Annotated in this window: 16 protein-coding genes; 5 read left to right on the forward strand and 11 right to left on the reverse strand. The window is 58.6% G+C overall.

What is annotated here, in order from left to right; genetic code table 11:
- Positions 1–3,280, forward strand: a 3,280-nt coding sequence (locus HMPREF2604_RS01185) for an ATP-dependent DNA helicase (protein ID WP_070562497.1), incomplete at its 5' end; no start/stop codon positions are given.
- Positions 3,281–3,363: 83 nt separating this feature from the next.
- Here the strand turns inward: HMPREF2604_RS01185 and HMPREF2604_RS01190 are convergent.
- The 8 genes from HMPREF2604_RS01190 to rpsH form a co-directional block, all read right to left on the reverse strand.
- Positions 3,364–3,600: a hypothetical protein gene (locus HMPREF2604_RS01190; protein WP_046095264.1), complete on the reverse strand. Its 237-nt coding sequence runs from the start codon at positions 3,598–3,600 to the stop codon at positions 3,364–3,366.
- 10 nt (positions 3,601–3,610) lie between these two features.
- Entirely contained in the window at positions 3,611–4,207 is a 597-nt protein-coding gene (locus HMPREF2604_RS13430) for a ParA family protein (RefSeq protein ID WP_083299140.1), read from the reverse strand.
- A gap of 440 nt (positions 4,208–4,647) precedes the next feature.
- On the reverse strand, positions 4,648–5,025 hold the full coding sequence (locus tag HMPREF2604_RS01195) for a hypothetical protein (RefSeq protein WP_070562501.1): 378 nt from the start codon (positions 5,023–5,025) through the stop codon (positions 4,648–4,650).
- 95 nt (positions 5,026–5,120) lie between these two features.
- On the reverse strand, positions 5,121–5,261 hold the full coding sequence (rpmD, locus tag HMPREF2604_RS01200; RefSeq protein WP_035004239.1) for a 50S ribosomal protein L30: 141 nt from the start codon (positions 5,259–5,261) through the stop codon (positions 5,121–5,123).
- A 3-nt stretch (positions 5,262–5,264) separates the two neighbouring features.
- On the reverse strand, positions 5,265–5,906 hold the full coding sequence (gene rpsE, locus HMPREF2604_RS01205) for a 30S ribosomal protein S5 (protein ID WP_012359604.1): 642 nt from the start codon (positions 5,904–5,906) through the stop codon (positions 5,265–5,267).
- 40 nt (positions 5,907–5,946) lie between these two features.
- Positions 5,947–6,357 (reverse strand): 50S ribosomal protein L18, encoded by a 411-nt coding sequence (gene rplR / locus HMPREF2604_RS01210; protein ID WP_083299141.1) that lies wholly within the window; start codon positions 6,355–6,357, stop codon positions 5,947–5,949.
- Entirely contained in the window at positions 6,357–6,893 is a 537-nt protein-coding gene (gene rplF, locus HMPREF2604_RS01215; RefSeq protein WP_035004244.1) for a 50S ribosomal protein L6, read from the reverse strand. The genes rplR and rplF overlap by 1 nt, the downstream gene beginning before the upstream one ends.
- 14 nt (positions 6,894–6,907) lie before the next feature.
- Positions 6,908–7,306, reverse strand: a complete 399-nt coding sequence (gene rpsH, locus HMPREF2604_RS01220) for a 30S ribosomal protein S8 (RefSeq protein WP_034986964.1) — start codon at positions 7,304–7,306, stop codon at positions 6,908–6,910.
- A gap of 524 nt (positions 7,307–7,830) precedes the next feature.
- Here rpsH and HMPREF2604_RS01225 point away from each other — a divergent pair.
- From HMPREF2604_RS01225 to HMPREF2604_RS01235, 3 genes are read left to right on the forward strand one after another with little or no spacing between them, the layout of a single operon-like run.
- The gene (locus HMPREF2604_RS01225; RefSeq protein ID WP_005325331.1) at positions 7,831–8,949 is read left to right on the forward strand and encodes a FecCD family ABC transporter permease; all 1,119 of its coding nucleotides are present in this window, start codon (positions 7,831–7,833) and stop codon (positions 8,947–8,949) included.
- Positions 8,949–10,043, forward strand: coding sequence for a FecCD family ABC transporter permease (locus HMPREF2604_RS01230; RefSeq protein WP_005325330.1), 1,095 nt, complete (start codon positions 8,949–8,951; stop codon positions 10,041–10,043). The genes HMPREF2604_RS01225 and HMPREF2604_RS01230 overlap by 1 nt, the downstream gene beginning before the upstream one ends.
- 50 nt (positions 10,044–10,093) lie before the next feature.
- Positions 10,094–10,876 carry an ABC transporter ATP-binding protein gene (locus HMPREF2604_RS01235; protein ID WP_019176090.1) on the forward strand — a complete coding sequence of 261 codons (783 nt, stop codon included), beginning with the start codon at positions 10,094–10,096 and terminating at the stop codon, positions 10,874–10,876.
- A 10-nt stretch (positions 10,877–10,886) separates the two neighbouring features.
- Here HMPREF2604_RS01235 and HMPREF2604_RS01240 read toward each other — a convergent pair whose 3' ends face one another.
- The 3 genes from HMPREF2604_RS01240 to HMPREF2604_RS01250 form a co-directional block, all read right to left on the reverse strand.
- A complete protein-coding gene (locus HMPREF2604_RS01240; protein ID WP_005325329.1) occupies positions 10,887–11,525 on the reverse strand; it encodes a DedA family protein in 639 nt (212 codons plus the stop codon).
- Between the two features lie 173 nt (positions 11,526–11,698).
- Positions 11,699–12,715 carry an iron-siderophore ABC transporter substrate-binding protein gene (locus tag HMPREF2604_RS01245; RefSeq protein ID WP_005291893.1) on the reverse strand — a complete coding sequence of 339 codons (1,017 nt, stop codon included), beginning with the start codon at positions 12,713–12,715 and terminating at the stop codon, positions 11,699–11,701.
- 65 nt (positions 12,716–12,780) lie between these two features.
- Positions 12,781–13,725: a methionyl-tRNA formyltransferase gene (locus tag HMPREF2604_RS01250; RefSeq protein ID WP_005325328.1), complete on the reverse strand. Its 945-nt coding sequence runs from the start codon at positions 13,723–13,725 to the stop codon at positions 12,781–12,783.
- Positions 13,726–13,802: 77 nt separating this feature from the next.
- On the opposite strand from HMPREF2604_RS01250, the gene HMPREF2604_RS01255 reads away from it, so the two are divergent.
- The gene (locus tag HMPREF2604_RS01255; protein WP_224784305.1) at positions 13,803–14,789 is read left to right on the forward strand and encodes an alpha/beta hydrolase; all 987 of its coding nucleotides are present in this window, start codon (positions 13,803–13,805) and stop codon (positions 14,787–14,789) included.

Below are 14,789 nucleotides of genomic sequence, written 5' to 3' on the forward strand. Positions count from 1 at the left end.
GGAAGTCTCCGCGCGTGATACTGGGGCAGAGGAACTCGCTGCCATCGCCCAACTTGCCGCAGATTCTGGACGTGATGAGCGTCCAGTCTTTCGTTCCGAGGACCACCTTTCAGGTCTTATCGACGAGGTTTTAGACACCGTTGTCAGACGTCGTTCTTACTTTCGCGCCTCGCATGTAGCGACTGCTGCGGGTGGAAAACTCCAAGGCTATCGCTTCGATTCTCTTTCCGAGCGCGACCTTATCCACGCCACTGTGGTGGAAGCAATTGTTCGCGATAAGGCCATTTCCTTGAATGATTTCGACGTCCTGGAACTGCCCGAAGCCCTGAAGAACTCGGCTGGAAAGGCCCGGGATGCCCGCGCTGATAGCGAGCTTTATACCACCCAGGACATCCTCGATACCGAAGACAAAGCACTGGGCGCACTCAACGAACCGGTGGCCGCATTCGCACCATCTGCAGCGATTGATAAAGCACTGGATGAACACGAAGCAGAGGCTGGGTTCCGCCTTAACGCAGGGCAGGAATCCATGGCCCGCTACCTCCTTACCTGCGGCACACTCGCCGCTACCGGCGTAGGCCCGGCAGGTACTGGCAAGACTGCATCTATGCGTCTGGTTGCCAACGTGTGGGCCAATGAAGGCCGCAACGTGATTGGTCTGGCCCCGTCTGCCCAGGCGGCAGAGGTGTTGTCGAAAGACTTAGGTTTTGATGCTTTTACCATCGACAAACTCACCTACACCTGGCGTGGTAACCACCCGACAAAGCCCGGCCATAGTCTTAAAGACCTTCCGGTTTCTATTAACGCGGGCGATATGATCATCGTCGACGAGGCCGGCATGGCCTCGACCCCTAACATCGGCTCGCTGTTAGACATTGCCGAGGAAGCAGGCGCAGTCGTGCGCTTTATCGGTGACCATAAACAGCTCGGCGCGGTCGAAAACGGCGGACTTTTCGGAGCAATGGTCAACGCTTCTGGCCGCACGGATAATCAACTCTCCGAAGTCGTGCGCTTCGGCGGAGACCGTGAACAATCCGCCACCAGCTTGCGTTTGCGTGACGGAGATTCTTCTACCTTCGACTTCTATACAGAGCGTGGTTGGGTCAATGGTGGCGCACGCAGCGACATGCTAGGTAAAGCCGCAGCAGACTACCTGGCTGATATTTCTAGCGGTAAAACCAGCCTTCTCATTGCTGCTACCAACCGCGATGTGGCAGAACTCAACGAGACAATCCGCGCCCACTACATCGCCCACGGTGAGGTTGACACCACCGTGGAAGCTCAGCTTTCTAGAGGTGAACAAGCCGGTGTCGGCGATACGATTCTGGCGCGCAAAAACCAGACGTTCTACGACGATGAGACTGCTACGAGTACCCGTATCAACAACGGCACCCTTATGACAGTCACCGCCATTGCCGACAACGGCAGTATCACCGCCCGCAACACAGCAACCGGTGAGACCCTGTGCCTGCCAGCAGACTACGTCCACGACAATGTGCAGCTAGGCTATGCCGCTACTGTCCACCGCGCCCAGGGCAGCACCGTGGACTGCACCCGCGCGGTAATCGACCACCACGTGGATAGAGCAGGGCTGTATGTGGCACTTACACGCGGCAAAATCGCCAACCACATCTATGCTGTTACCGAACACCAGCTAGATGAACTGGCCGAAGAAGGCCACTACCACTACCAAGGAATACGCCAAGCCCCCAGTGTCAGGGACGTCTTTAATAAGGCAATCTCGCGCGATAACAGCCCAAAGGCTGCACGCGAGGTCATAGCCGACGTCGTAGACGAGCAGACCTCACCCGATCGCATGATGAGCCTATGGCTTATGGGCAAAGATGAGGCCACCAACGACTTCATCGACGCTTACCTACCCGACTGGATCGACACCCTGCCCGGTGACCTTGCTCAAAAGATTGAAACCAGCGATGACGGCACAGAACCTATCCGCCACGGCTGGGCAAAACTCATTGACGCGGGCATTGACCCGCGCACCGTCATGGACGCGGCGACCCGCGATATTGACAACGCCCACGATCCGGCACGCCTTATCCGCTACCGCCTAGATGAACAGCTTCGCCAGCTTGATACGGGCAAACGCAACCAACTACCACCTGTATCCAGGCATGCAGATATAGAACTCGATACGTGGCTTCGCACCCACAACCCTTACGATCGCGCGGAAACTGCTCGCCTTACTGGAAAGGAAGGAAACCTTAACCAGCTCAACCAAACTGTGCTGGCAGAGCACGCACGCTTTGCTCGTTCCAAGGTGGAATCGCTCACTTGGCAGGAAGCAAGTATTACTACTCGCCTCTACGAAGACAAAGACGCAGCCCTTAACGAGGTAAAGGCTAACTTCCAGCAGGTGCGTCTTGATGCTGCGCGTATTCGCGCCTATGAGCAGGCCATGGCAGACCACAGTTCCGCCTTGCGTGAAGAAGAAGCTGCCCTGGCAGACATTGAGCACCAACGCCTACTGGCTGATGATTACACCCGCCCGGTAGCCGAGCGGGCTTATGACCACGACGCGGCAGGCTATGGCACCTACCAACAGCGCATAGACCATGCGCACAAGCGTCTTGAACAGGCGCAACAGCGCCGCAGCCTAGCGCAGCAGGCCATTGAAGACACCGGCGCTAACCTTCCGGAGGCACGATTGTGGGAGGAAATCTGCTACCGCGCCGAGGACCACGAAGAATGGGACAAGCGCCTCCACGCAGCCCAACAGTACGACAGCGAACACACCGATAGGCTGCAACAACGCCTCGATACTATCCGCCGCGAGAAAATGGACTGGGCCGACCGCGCCGACATCGCTACCCGCTTGCGCGAAGAAGAAATCCCGAACGATGTTGCCGACCATGCAGGCTATATCGCCGATGAAGTAAACCTCCTGGCCGCACAACGCACCTACGAACTACGCCGCCTCGGCATAGACGAATCCGCCCAAGACACCATCCGCGACATGATGGCAGACACCATCGCCGCCGCCTACGAGCACGACACCACTGACTATGACGAGCCAGACACCTCCTACAACGAGGTGGAAGAAGAACCATCAGCACCTGAGACCACCCCAGAAGCCGACAACACCGACAACACCCAGGACGAAGACGCCGGCGATCTGCACCAGGGCGCACAAGCAAGCCTCGACTTCCTCGCCAGCCTCGGCCTAGGTGGCGAGCAACAAAGCGTTACCAGCGACAGCGATACCACTGACGAACAAGCACCTGCTGACGACCTTGAAGAAGAACAAGGCCCAGAGCTCTAGAAACAGCGAGGTAAAAGCACTAGAGCGCATATGTGTATATACCTATATCCGCATATGTGTATGTAGGTATATACACCAGATAGTTAGCTTCTTTCCTCGAGCCATCGTGTTGCCCACTCTTCAAAAAGTTGGGAGATACTCTTCTCTTCTTCCACTGCGGCGAGTTTGAGCTCTTTAATCAATTGCCGATCGCGGACGTACAACTGAAGGCGTGTCGCTTTATCGTTAGCTTGGGCGAACATCTTTGTTGAAGGCGAGACCTCCGACTTATTTCCAGACGATTCTTCCCGCGCCTTATTTTTAGCCTTTGGAATTGCCATTGCCTACCCCTTAATCCTCAAATGCTGCGACTACTTCTCGAGCCAAAGAATCCCAAACCTTCGTACTACTGGGCTTTGTTCCGAAAGCGCGACGTGTAGCCGCCCTCGTTGGGATGACTGTTTCAGCAAGCGCTGCAGTTTCATCACCCTCCAGTTCGGCATGGACTTCATCTAGAAGTTTTTCCCTTCTGTCGACATTCGACAGAACAACTGCTGTTGGTATCCCCATTTCTATTAGCCAAGAAAGTGTGACCTGCGTTCGATCAATATCCATCGGGGAAACACCAGTTGGAAGAAGGACTAAATCGGCAGCCTCGGCGCTTTCGGTTATGAAAGCTAAACCACCTGGAGGGGTGTCGACTATAAGAAAGTCCGGATTGTTCCCTCTCCTGACTACTCCAGGGAAATCATTTGAACTGCGGACAGATTCGATGGGAAATGGAAAATCCTTTACTCTGCTCGCCCATCGGGTGGCAGATTGCTGGGGGTCGCCGTCTGCGACTGCAACCGTATAACCCATCTTCCGAATTGCCTCTGCGAGCATTATCGAAAGTGTGGTCTTCCCTGTCCCGCCCTTCGACTGAATCACGGAAATTACTCGAGTCATAAAGCAAGAATAGATTTAGAGAAGATCTCTCCAGGTAGCGACATGCGCATGTGTGTATATCATGCTATGTGGAGGGAAACCATTAAGTAGAGAGCTGAACTAAAAATCACTTTATGCGCATGTACTGATATGCACATATGCATATATGCGCATCTCGAAATTTAAAGCTATCCACTTGCTGAGGGATATTCCGGTTGCGGGCGCGTTGTAAGGCGGTATGGTTTTGGGTGTCCGCAGCGCACCTCCCCCGGCGCATAGTCGGACGGAAGGAAAACAAAAAGCCACGACTCCCGCACCCCCGCAGGTGGCTTCTCCCCAGTGCTTCCAACGACGAGAAGCACTGGGGAGTTTCCTTTTATTGAGCGCCTTCCAGCCGCTCTTTGAAGCTGGTGGCTAGCTCTAGGGGTTCGTCTGGGTTATCTGCCGAAAATTGTATAGAGCTAGCAGAAGCCAAGCTTCTTGGCCGCAGCCTTAAGGGTGCTGGTTCGTTCTTCTTCAGAAGTGTTGGCGAACAGTTGCCAGTGAATCCCGGTGTCGGATACCCAACCGGTTTCAACCAGTAGTTGGGCAGCTTGCCCCAGATTGCGCGCAACGATTGTTCCATCAGATGCGTGGAGCCCTTGGGCAGTCCAGTATACGTTTCCTGAATGGTCTTGTTTTAGGGCTTCGCCTGCGTAGGCCATTTGACGAGCCAGATTGCTTCCATCGCCAGCATCATCATGGTTACCCATGACTGGTACCCATTTACTGCGAACTTCCTTTCCCACGTTGACGAACGGATTGTCTTCGGAAGGGAATTCATTGACGAGATTGTCCATTTTGCAAAGTCTCCTTTCAACTTCCGGGAGTTTTCTACTCCTATATCGCAGCCTATGGGGAAAGACTGTTTAATGTAAGGTTCCCGAAAGATTATTTAGAGTATGCCGCGGGTGACAGCGTTGTCTTCGCGGATGATCTCCTGACCGATGCGCTTCAGGCCGAGGGAACGCAGCGTGTCACGCTGGTTCTGCTTCCTACCAACAGTGCCCTTGATCTGACGGATCTTCAGTGCCATGGGTTATGCCCCCTGTCCTGCAGCACGAGCGCGCAGCATGGCTGCCGGAGCAACCTCTTCGAGGCTCTTGCCACGACGTGCGGCGACCTCTTCTGGGCGCACGAGCTCCTTGAGGCCGGCCACCGTTGCGTGAACAACGTTGATGGCGTTCGGCGAGCCGAGCGACTTGCAGAGAATGTCCTGGACGCCAGCGCACTCCAGCACCGGGCGGGCTGCGCCACCGGCGATAACACCGGTACCTGGTGCAGCCGGACGCAGCATGACGACGCCTGCTGCGGCCTCGCCCTGCACCGGGTGGGTGATGGTGCCGTTGATCATCGGGACACGGAAGAAGTTCTTGCGAGCTTCCTCGGCACCCTTCTGGATAGCAGCCGGGACTTCCTTGGCCTTGCCGTAGCCGACACCGACCATGCCCTGGCCGTCACCCACGATCACCAGAGCGGTGAAGCTGAAGCGACGACCACCCTTGACGACCTTGGACACACGGTTGATGGTGACGACGCGCTCGATGTACTGGTTGCGCTCGTCCTGCTGGTTGTTGCGACGATCGTTACGGCCACCGCGGTCGTTGCGGCCGCCGCGCTCGTTGCGATCGTTGCGGTTGTTATCGGCGGAGCGTCCGCCGTTACGGTCACGTTCCGACATCACGCGTTCCTTCCGTTGGAGTTCATGGTGTTGGTGGTCATTAGAACTTCAGACCACCTTCGCGGGCGGCGTCAGCCAGAGCGGCGACGCGGCCGTGGTACTGGTAGCCAGCGCGGTCGAAGACGACTGCCTCGATGCCAGCTTCCTTCGCACGCTGTGCGATCAGTTCGCCAACCTTGGCGCCACGTGCCTTCTTGTCGCCCTCGACTCCACGGACCTCTGCTTCGAGGGTGGACGCAGTGCACAGGGTGTGACCGACGGTGTCGTCGATGACCTGAACGTGCATGTGACGAGAGGTACGGTGCACAACGAGACGTGGAGTCTCTGGGGTGCCGGACAGGGTCTTGCGGATACGGAAGTGGCGACGTGCGCGAGCGTTGCGACGGCGGGTGGAGATGTCCTTGCCCACCGGCAAACGCTGGCCTTCCTTGTTCGTTGCGTTGTTGCTCATTACTTACCCGTCTTTCCATCCTTGCGACGGACCTGCTCGCCTTCGTAACGGATGCCCTTACCCTTGTATGGGTCATCCTTCCGCAGACGGCGGATGTTAGCGGCGATCTGTCCAACCTGCTGCTTGTTGATGCCTTCGATGGAGAACTTGGTGTTTCCGTCGACGGCAAACTTGATGCCCTCAGGCGCCTCAATCAGGACTGGGTGAGAGTAGCCCAGTGCGAACTCCAGGTTCTGGCCCTTGAGCTGCACACGGTAACCCACACCGAAGATTTCCATCTTGATGGTGTAGCCAGTAGTAACGCCCACGACCATGTTGTTGATCAGGGAGCGGGACAGGCCGTGCAGGGAACGGTTCTTGCGGCGGTCATCGGGGCGGGAGACGACGAGTTCTTCGCCTTCCTGAGCCACGGTGATTGGTGCCGGAATCTCTTCAGCCAGGGTGCCCTTAGGACCCTTGACTTCAACGTTCTGGCCGTTGATGGTGACGGTGACGCCAGAGGGGACGGTCACCGGTGCCTTGCCAATACGAGACATGGTTAAACCTCCTCTTACCAGACGTAGGCGAGGACTTCTCCGCCCACGCCCTTGTTGTTGGCCTCACGGTCAGTCAGCAGACCCTGGGACGTGGAGATAATAGCCACGCCCAGGCCACCGAGAACCTTTGGCAGATTAGTGGACTTTGCGTAAACGCGCAGACCCGGCTTGGAAACACGACGCACGCCAGCGATGGAACGCTCGCGAGATGGGCCGTACTTCAGGTTAAGCTCCAGGGTCTTGCCGACGGTCTCGTCGTTAACGGAGTAGTCGGCGATGTAGCCTTCCTGCTTCAAGATTTCGGCGATGTTGGCCTTGATCTTGGAGGATGGCATAGACACGGTGTCGTGGAACGCATTGTTTGCGTTGCGCACTCGTGACAACATGTCCGCAATCGGATCAGTCATGGTCATGTGAAGTGACCTGTTGCCTTTTTCGTTACGGTTCCCGTGCTCACCCTTGATGAATCGCGTGTACCGCACGATCGCTGGCTACTCACGCTCCGCCTAACTCAGTAGTTAGGGGTGCTCGCTGCCTTTATCCGTGCGGCCGCTTCGGGCGAGGGGCCTGTAACAAAGTGGATGTACAGTTTTTCTCCCTTGTAGCGGGAGACTCTTTCCGCAGGTCATGTGGCATTCCCGGGATTTTGACGCGTTAGCGTCGAAAAAAAGAACATGGGGGTACCTACCTACGGCAAGACCTGACTAGCCTAGCAACCAGCTAAAACATGTCCAAATCCCTGCTCAGAAGCATAGAGCTGAGGTGTAGGGTCGGCGCCATTCAGGGCCGACCGACCTCACTAGCCGCACCTGCTGGCTCACACACTCACCTGCACAGCTCCACAATCCCTCCTTGTAGTACTTTGATTAGGCTTACCTTGTTCACATAAGATTGCTCCCGTTAAGATCATGGACTTTCACGCGTCAAGGAGGGATGCATGGCTATCTCTACCCCGCATGCGCAATCCCCTTCTCAATCACACCTGGGGTCTCGCGCGGACGCTACTGCGGACGCTTCTGCCAGCGCTCCATCAGGTAAAATCCCGCGTCGCCTCGTCGGCCTCGGCGTCCTTTTCCTCCTATTGCTCGCCAGCATCGTTGCCAGCATCGTGTTTGGATCACGGCAGATCCCTTTTGGAGAAGTGTCCGCCGTGTTCCGCGATCTCGGCACGGCGTTCGGCCACGCGGAGGGGCTGAATGTGGATCAGCGCGTGATCGTCGAGCTCCGCATTCCCCGCACCCTGTTGGGCCTAGTCGCCGGTGCTGCCCTTGGCGCCTCCGGTGCATTGATCCAAGGGCACACGCGCAACCCTCTCGCGGACACGGGCATTCTCGGCATCAACTACGGTGCGTCCCTGGCCGTGGTTGCCAGCTTCTCCTTGCTGGGTGTGACGTCCGTGTGGGCTACCAGCATGTGGGCGTTCGGTGGGGCCATCGCTGCTACTGCGTTGGTGTTTAGTTTGGCGTCCATAGGAGGAGGACAGGCCAATCCAATGACGCTGGTCCTCGGCGGCGCGGCTTTGTCCGCGGTCCTCAGCGCCATCATCAGCGGTTTTATCCTCACTGACGATGCCAATCTGGATCGCATGCGCTTCTGGACCGTCGGCTCCATCGCGGGCCGGGATCTCACCGTGTTCTACGGCGTGCTGCCGTTTATCCTGGTGGGCCTCCTGCTGGCGTTCATCACGGCACCGCAGCTAAACCTCCTGAATCTGGGCGATGACATCGCCTCCGGACTGGGCATCAACACCCAGCGCGCCCGCCTGATTGGCATGGCTCTGATCGCACTGCTGGCCGGTGCCGCGACAGCTGCCGCCGGCCCCATCACCTTCATCGGCCTGGTGGTCCCGCACCTCGTGCGCGCCATCACGGGCCCTGATTACCGCTGGATCCTCCCTTACTCTGCCCTGACGGGTGCGGTGATGATGCTGTTCGCAGACGTGGTGGGCCGTCTGATCGCTCGTCCGGGCGAGTTGCAAGTAGGCATCATCCTCGCGTTCGTGGGCGCGCCGTTCTTCATCGCCCTTATTTATCGACGCCGGGTGGTGGCCATTTAATGAGTTCCCTCCTTGCCCGCCCTACCTCTTCCACTATCCCTGGGCGCCCGCCATTCCGCGTGGGCTCATTTTCTGTGGTCTGGCGCCCTCGCGCGTTGACGGTGTCTCTATTGCTGCTCGTGGCGATCGTCTTGCTAGCGGCGGTCTCCATCGGCCTGGGTGACTATCCTGTGTCCCCGGCTCGTGTGCTGGAGGTGCTGTTCACCGGCCAGGGCACCCGCATTGAGCGTCTGGTGGTTTTGGATTGGCGCATGCCTCGTGCGCTGACGGCCATTCTGGTGGGCTGTGCGCTGGGATTATCCGGAGCCCTCACTCAGTCCGTGACTCGCAATGCGCTGGCCAGCCCGGATATCTTGGGCTTCACTACGGGCGCGTCCGCGGCCGCGGTCACCGTCATCACTCTGGGTGGTGGCGCTGGTGGTTTCCTCGGCTGGCTCAGCAGCATCGGCATTCCCTTGGCCGCGGTGCTTGGTGCGGCTGTCACCGCAACGGTGATGTGGGCTCTGGCGTGGAGGAGATCGACTGATTCCTTCCGGCTAGTGCTGTTCGGCATCATCATCTCTGCTCTGTTGACCTCGTATATCAACTTCCTGATGATCCGCACGGAGTTGCGCGATGCCGCGGCCGCGCAGTTCTGGCTTACTGGCTCCCTGAGCACTGCGGACTGGTCCAAGATGTGGCCCATCGCCATTGTTGTGTTGGTGTTTACACCGCTGCTGGCCTGGATTGGTCACCAACTTTTAGCCACCTTGCTGGGCTCGGATACTGCACGGGCTTTGGGACAAAACGTCCAGGGTGTGCAGGTGCTTCTGCTCGCCGCTGCCGTGGCTTTGGCAGCAGTGGCGGTCTCGGCCGCTGGCCCCATCGGGTTCGTCGCCTTCGTGGCCCCACAGGTGGCGCTGCGCTTGTGCAACTGCTCTGCACCACCGCTTCTGGCCTCTGCGCTGACCGGCGCTGCGCTACTCCTGCTGGCAGATATCAGCACCCAAACTCTTCTGCCCGTAGAGCTGCCGGTGGGCATTCTCACCTCGGCAATCGGCGGTGCGTTCCTTATTTATTTGCTGGTCCAACGGAATAGGTCAACCACGGCATGAGAAAAGATCCCACCCTGGAAGTTAGCAGTGCCGCGAACAAAGAAGGACACATGACTCAGAAGCACAGCATGAGCGCACGCGGCCTCGCCGTGGGCTACGGCGACCGGACGGTCATCGAAGGCTTGGACGTGGACTTTCCTCGCGGGCAGATCACCACAATCATCGGCCCCAATGGCTGCGGCAAATCCACGTTGTTGCGAGCCATGTCTCGTCTCCTTCCGGCGAATGAGGGCGAAGTGCTGTTAGACGGCGCCGATATCTCATCCATCAGGCGCAAGGACCTCGCACGGACCATCAGCGTGCTGCCACAAACCCCTACCGCCCCGGAGGGACTCAACGTGGCTGATCTCGTCTCGCGCGGTCGGCACCCACACCAATCGTGGATCCGTCAGTGGTCGTCCACGGACGAAGCCGAGGTGCACAAGGCGCTGGAAATGACTGGCTCGATGGGGCTGGCGGAGCGCACCCTGGATTCTCTGTCCGGAGGGCAGCGGCAGCGTGTGTGGATCTCCATGGTTCTTGCGCAGAACACGGACATCCTGTTCCTGGACGAGCCCACCACCTACCTGGATCTGGCCACGTCGGTAGAGATTTTGGAGCTGGTGCAGCGTCTACGCCGAGAGCTGGATCGGACTGTGGTGATGGTGCTGCACGATCTCAACTTGGCTGTACGCTACAGCGATAATCTCGTGGTGATGAAGGATGGACAGGTCCTCGCCACCGGGCGTCCCAGCGAGGTCATTACCCCAGAGCTACTGCTCGAGGCGTTTGCCCTCAACGCGCTAGTCATCGAGGATCCTGTCACCGGCGGTCCGCTGATCGTCCCCAAGTGACGATCAGGGCTTAGTCCTCCATCAGCTCCTGGGCGGGAGTCTTCTTGGACTTCCGCCAGTTGATCATCGCGGAAATCACCACCGGAGTCACAGACACCAGCACGATGACGATGGCGATCATGTCGATGCGATCCGCAATGCCCGGGATATCCCCCAGCAGCACGCCAATGCCGACCATGCTGACAATCCACAGCACTGCACCCGTGACGTTCCATCCCACGAACTTCTTGTACGGCATCTCCGCGGTACCAGCGGCCACGGGAATGTAGGTACGCACGATCGGGATGAAGCGCCCCAGTACCAGAGCCAACGGCCCGTACTTCAGGAAGAAAGCCTCGGCTTGTTCGAGGTGCTCGGTTATGAGGATCTTGGCGTCGGGCTTAAACAACTTGCGGCCAAAGCGGTGGCCGAGCCAGAAACCTACCTGGTCGCCCAAGAACGCCGCGACGATGGCCACGCCCACCAGAATCGGAACGTTCAAGCCCAGCTGATCGCGCAAGATTGCCGCGGTGACCAGCATGGAATCGCCGGGGAGGAACGGGAAGAGCACGCCGGATTCAATAAAGATAATCAGCGCAATGCCGCCGAGCGCCCAGCCGCCAAAGTTCTGGAGCAGGGTGGTGGCGTCCATGAGGTCGCTTAAGTGCACAGGGAATCCCTTCTAGAAAACAACTGGTCTATTCTTACCCCGGTTTCTGACCGGAATACAGGCAGCTCGCCCCTAGCGTGCATCCGTTATCCCCATGAGTGCCCGTCCCCTAGCCAGCAACAGCAAAACCGCCCCAGCACGTTCATGCGGGGCGGTTCGGCAGTTGATTCAGACTACTTCGTGGCGTCTGCCAACGGCTGCTCGATCTTGTCCAGCAGGTAGTTCAGGCTCAGCACGGTCTGCCATCCGAAGGCCTTTTCCAGGTCGCCTTCCAGGTAGACACTGTGTCCGTCCTTCACGGCGGGCAGCTTGCCCACGATCGGATCCTCGGTCACAGAAGCCTTGCTCTGCTTCGGAGAGTAAGACAGTTGATCCCACACCAGCACGTCAGAGTTGATCTGGTCTGCGTTTTCCTTGGAGACCTCACCGTAGAACTTGTCCTTGGTGATGCCCGCGTAGGCCGGGTTGATCTTGAATCCCAGCTCGGTGAAGAAGCGGCTACGCGGATCGCCCTCGGCAAAGACAGCCAGGCTCTCGTCGGAGACAGTGGCCACGCCGAGTTCCTTTTCGGCCCATTCTGGGTGGCGGCCCTTGAGCTCTGCGAACTTCTCCTTGACCTGCTCCACCTGGCGCTTTGCCTCTTCAGGCTTGCCCACGGCCTGCCCGATCTCTTCCGTGGTCACGTCCCATGGTTGCTGTAGTTCTTCGTATTCGCCCTTTTGTACGACGACAGGGGCGATCTCAGACAGCTTCTTGTACGTGTCTTCATCGATGTCCGAGTACACGGCCACGATGAGGTCTGGATTGTCCTTGGCGATGGCTTCCGCGTTGACTTCTGTGTCCTTGTCGATCCGAGGAGTGTCGCCCTCGATCTTGTCATTGGACCAGTTGCCCGCAGCCTGACCATCCGGGGTCATTCCGTCCCAGTACTTCACGGAGACAGGAGTAACTCCCAGCGCCAGCAGTGCGTCCTGATCCGTGTAGCCCAAGGAGACCACGCGCTGCGGGGCTTCCTTGATTTCGGTGGAGCCGTAGCGGTGCTCGATGGTGGTGGGGAATGCGCCCTGCTCGGCGTTGACTGCCTGGGAGTCCCCGGAATTTCCGGACTGGTCATCAGTCGAGCAAGCGGTCAGTGCCGCGCCCAAGGTCAGCACAGCAGCGGTGCTAACGAGAATCTTCTTGAGTGTCATTTTTCTCCGTTGTTACTGGTGACGGATTTCCGCGCGAGGCGTGGCCCGTACACAAAAGGGAAAGGTCAAACCTTTGGTTGGATATATCCAGCCCTATGTCCAAAGAATTCGGTGGCGGTCAGTTCCGAGTTGTCGTCGAGACGAACACGATCCAGAACAATCGCCGGCGCCGGCACGTTGGCACGGGGCGATCCACAGACCACCGCGATTCCTCCCTCGTGAGGGATGGTGACTCGGCCGGGGGTTCCGCCGAAGCGGCCCTGCGAGACGTGCGCGGAAAGCACGCGGACGCGCTGGCCTCGGAATTCAAAGTAAGCATTGGGGTACGGGTCGGACTGCGCCCTGACCAGCAAGGCGATATCTTCCGCAGGTTGGGTGAAATCTATGCGAGATTCCTGCTCGCCGCGCTTGTGGAAGTACGTAGCGCGGGTGGGATCTTGAGGTTGCGCAGTGGCGGTGCCTTGGGCGACGTCACTCAATGCGCGTTCCACGAGGGGCTCGATGAGGTCGATGGTCTTGGCCACGAGATCCGTGGTGGTGTCCTGCGGACCCACGGGGATCGCGCGCTGGGCAACGATGGGTCCGCCGTCCAGCACTTCATCCATCTCGTGCACAGTGACGCCCACGTGAGTTTCCCGGTTCAACAGCGCCCACAGGATGGGCGAAAATCCGGCGTACTCGGGCAGGAGACCATCGTGGACATTCAATGCGCCGTGCTTGGCCAGGCTGAAAACCTCGGGAGGAAGCCAGGTTCGCCAATTGTTGGCCACGATGATGTCTGGTGCAGCATCGCGCAACGCCTCAATGACGTCTTGACCCACGCGCTCAGTGACACACACCTGGAGCTCATGTTCGCTGGCGAGCTCCTCAACGGAGTCTGCCCACATTTGCTCATAAGGGTGATCGCTGGCAGGGTGCGTAACTACCAAAACTACTTCATGACCAGCATTGATGACCGCAGACAACGTCCGGTGTCCCCACGACTGATAGCCGAAAACAGCAACTCGCATGCAGGGGATGTTAGCTTAGGTTTACCTATGTAGTCAATGATGAAAGTGGCGCAATTTTCATGCCAGACTCCCCGGACGTGACCACCCTTCACCGAATCTCGGTGCCCGCGGATGCGGAAGCCCTCGTTTTCCCGGACCCCTACCGCTCGAACGTCGAGCTCACCGAATCGATGTCCACCGTCGATGTGCGCATCCCGGCGCACTCAGCAGTGACCTATAGCTTTCAATCCGGCGAGCTGAAATATCCCGATCCACATAACGCACACGGCGCAGGCCCACAGGCGAGCCTATTGAGCGGCGATTCTGTGGACCAGACACTCTGGCCGCCTCGCTCCCCAGAAGTCATCGCGGACTTGCCCGGCGCACGCCTGTCCATCGACCGGAAGGTATTCGGCAGGCGCTGCACCGCGCGCCTCGATGACCGCGGTGCGGATACCACCGTGGTGTTTTTGGATGGCGATGACTGGATCCATCTGCATGACCTCACGGGCGCACTGGACCGGGCAGTCACGGCAGGGCTTATCCCCCAGATCAACCGCGTCTTCCTGCCGGCAGCCAAAGACCGCAGCGAGGAGTACACCTCCCAAACATTCGCCAGCGCACTGGCCACCGAGCTTCCGCCGATCATCAACAGCAGCCACATAGTCCTGGTGGGGCAAAGCTTCGGCGGTCTCTCCGCCCTGCGCGCAGCTCTTACGGCTTCCACCGAAACCACGCCTGCAATCAAAGGAGCCATCGCCCAGTCCCCTGCCGTCTGGTGGTCCGCTGACCGTTCTGCAGAGCTCGCGGACACGCTCTCGGACGGGCCCGCAGGAGGCGACATTGCCGCACAGCTCACTGGCCCCTCACTCGAAAATCCTGCGGCTCACAGTGGCTCCGGTCTGGCACGCATCGTACTGACGTGCGGTGCAGAAGAGCCGCCCATGCAACGACACGTGGATGCAGTGGCCGATGCCCTGACACGCCGCGGCTTTCCCACCACCAATCACCGCACGCCCGGTGGCCACGACCCTGCGATGTGGCGCCACGGGATCATCCCGGCACTCGCCGAATTGCTGGGCTGA

Source organism: Corynebacterium sp. HMSC055A01, from assembly GCF_001809405.1.
Lineage (GTDB): Bacteria > Actinomycetota > Actinomycetes > Mycobacteriales > Mycobacteriaceae > Corynebacterium > Corynebacterium hesseae.

Bases quoted from the DNA above. Each gene is read 5' to 3' on its own strand.
- HMPREF2604_RS01190 (WP_046095264.1), bottom strand. From the start codon at position 3,600: ATGGCAATTCCAAAGGCTAAAAATAAGGCGCGGGAAGAATCGTCTGGA.
- HMPREF2604_RS13430 (WP_083299140.1), bottom strand. From the start codon at position 4,207: ATGACTCGAGTAATTTCCGTGATTCAGTCGAAGGGCGGGACAGGGAAG.
- HMPREF2604_RS01195 (WP_070562501.1), bottom strand. From the start codon at position 5,025: ATGGACAATCTCGTCAATGAATTCCCTTCCGAAGACAATCCGTTCGTC.
- rpmD (WP_035004239.1), bottom strand. From the start codon at position 5,261: ATGGCACTGAAGATCCGTCAGATCAAGGGCACTGTTGGTAGGAAGCAG.
- rpsE (WP_012359604.1), bottom strand. From the start codon at position 5,906: ATGTCGGAACGTGACCGTAACGGCGGACGCTCCGCCGATAACAACCGC.
- rplR (WP_083299141.1), bottom strand. From the start codon at position 6,357: ATGAGCAACAACGCAACGAACAAGGAAGGCCAGCGTTTGCCGGTGGGC.
- rplF (WP_035004244.1), bottom strand. From the start codon at position 6,893: ATGTCTCGTATTGGCAAGGCACCGGTGACCGTCCCCTCTGGCGTCACC.
- rpsH (WP_034986964.1), bottom strand. From the start codon at position 7,306: ATGACCATGACTGATCCGATTGCGGACATGTTGTCACGAGTGCGCAAC.
- HMPREF2604_RS01225 (WP_005325331.1), top strand. From the start codon at position 7,831: ATGGCTATCTCTACCCCGCATGCGCAATCCCCTTCTCAATCACACCTG.
- HMPREF2604_RS01230 (WP_005325330.1), top strand. From the start codon at position 8,949: ATGAGTTCCCTCCTTGCCCGCCCTACCTCTTCCACTATCCCTGGGCGC.
- HMPREF2604_RS01235 (WP_019176090.1), top strand. From the start codon at position 10,094: ATGACTCAGAAGCACAGCATGAGCGCACGCGGCCTCGCCGTGGGCTAC.
- HMPREF2604_RS01245 (WP_005291893.1), bottom strand. From the start codon at position 12,715: ATGACACTCAAGAAGATTCTCGTTAGCACCGCTGCTGTGCTGACCTTG.
- HMPREF2604_RS01250 (WP_005325328.1), bottom strand. From the start codon at position 13,725: ATGCGAGTTGCTGTTTTCGGCTATCAGTCGTGGGGACACCGGACGTTG.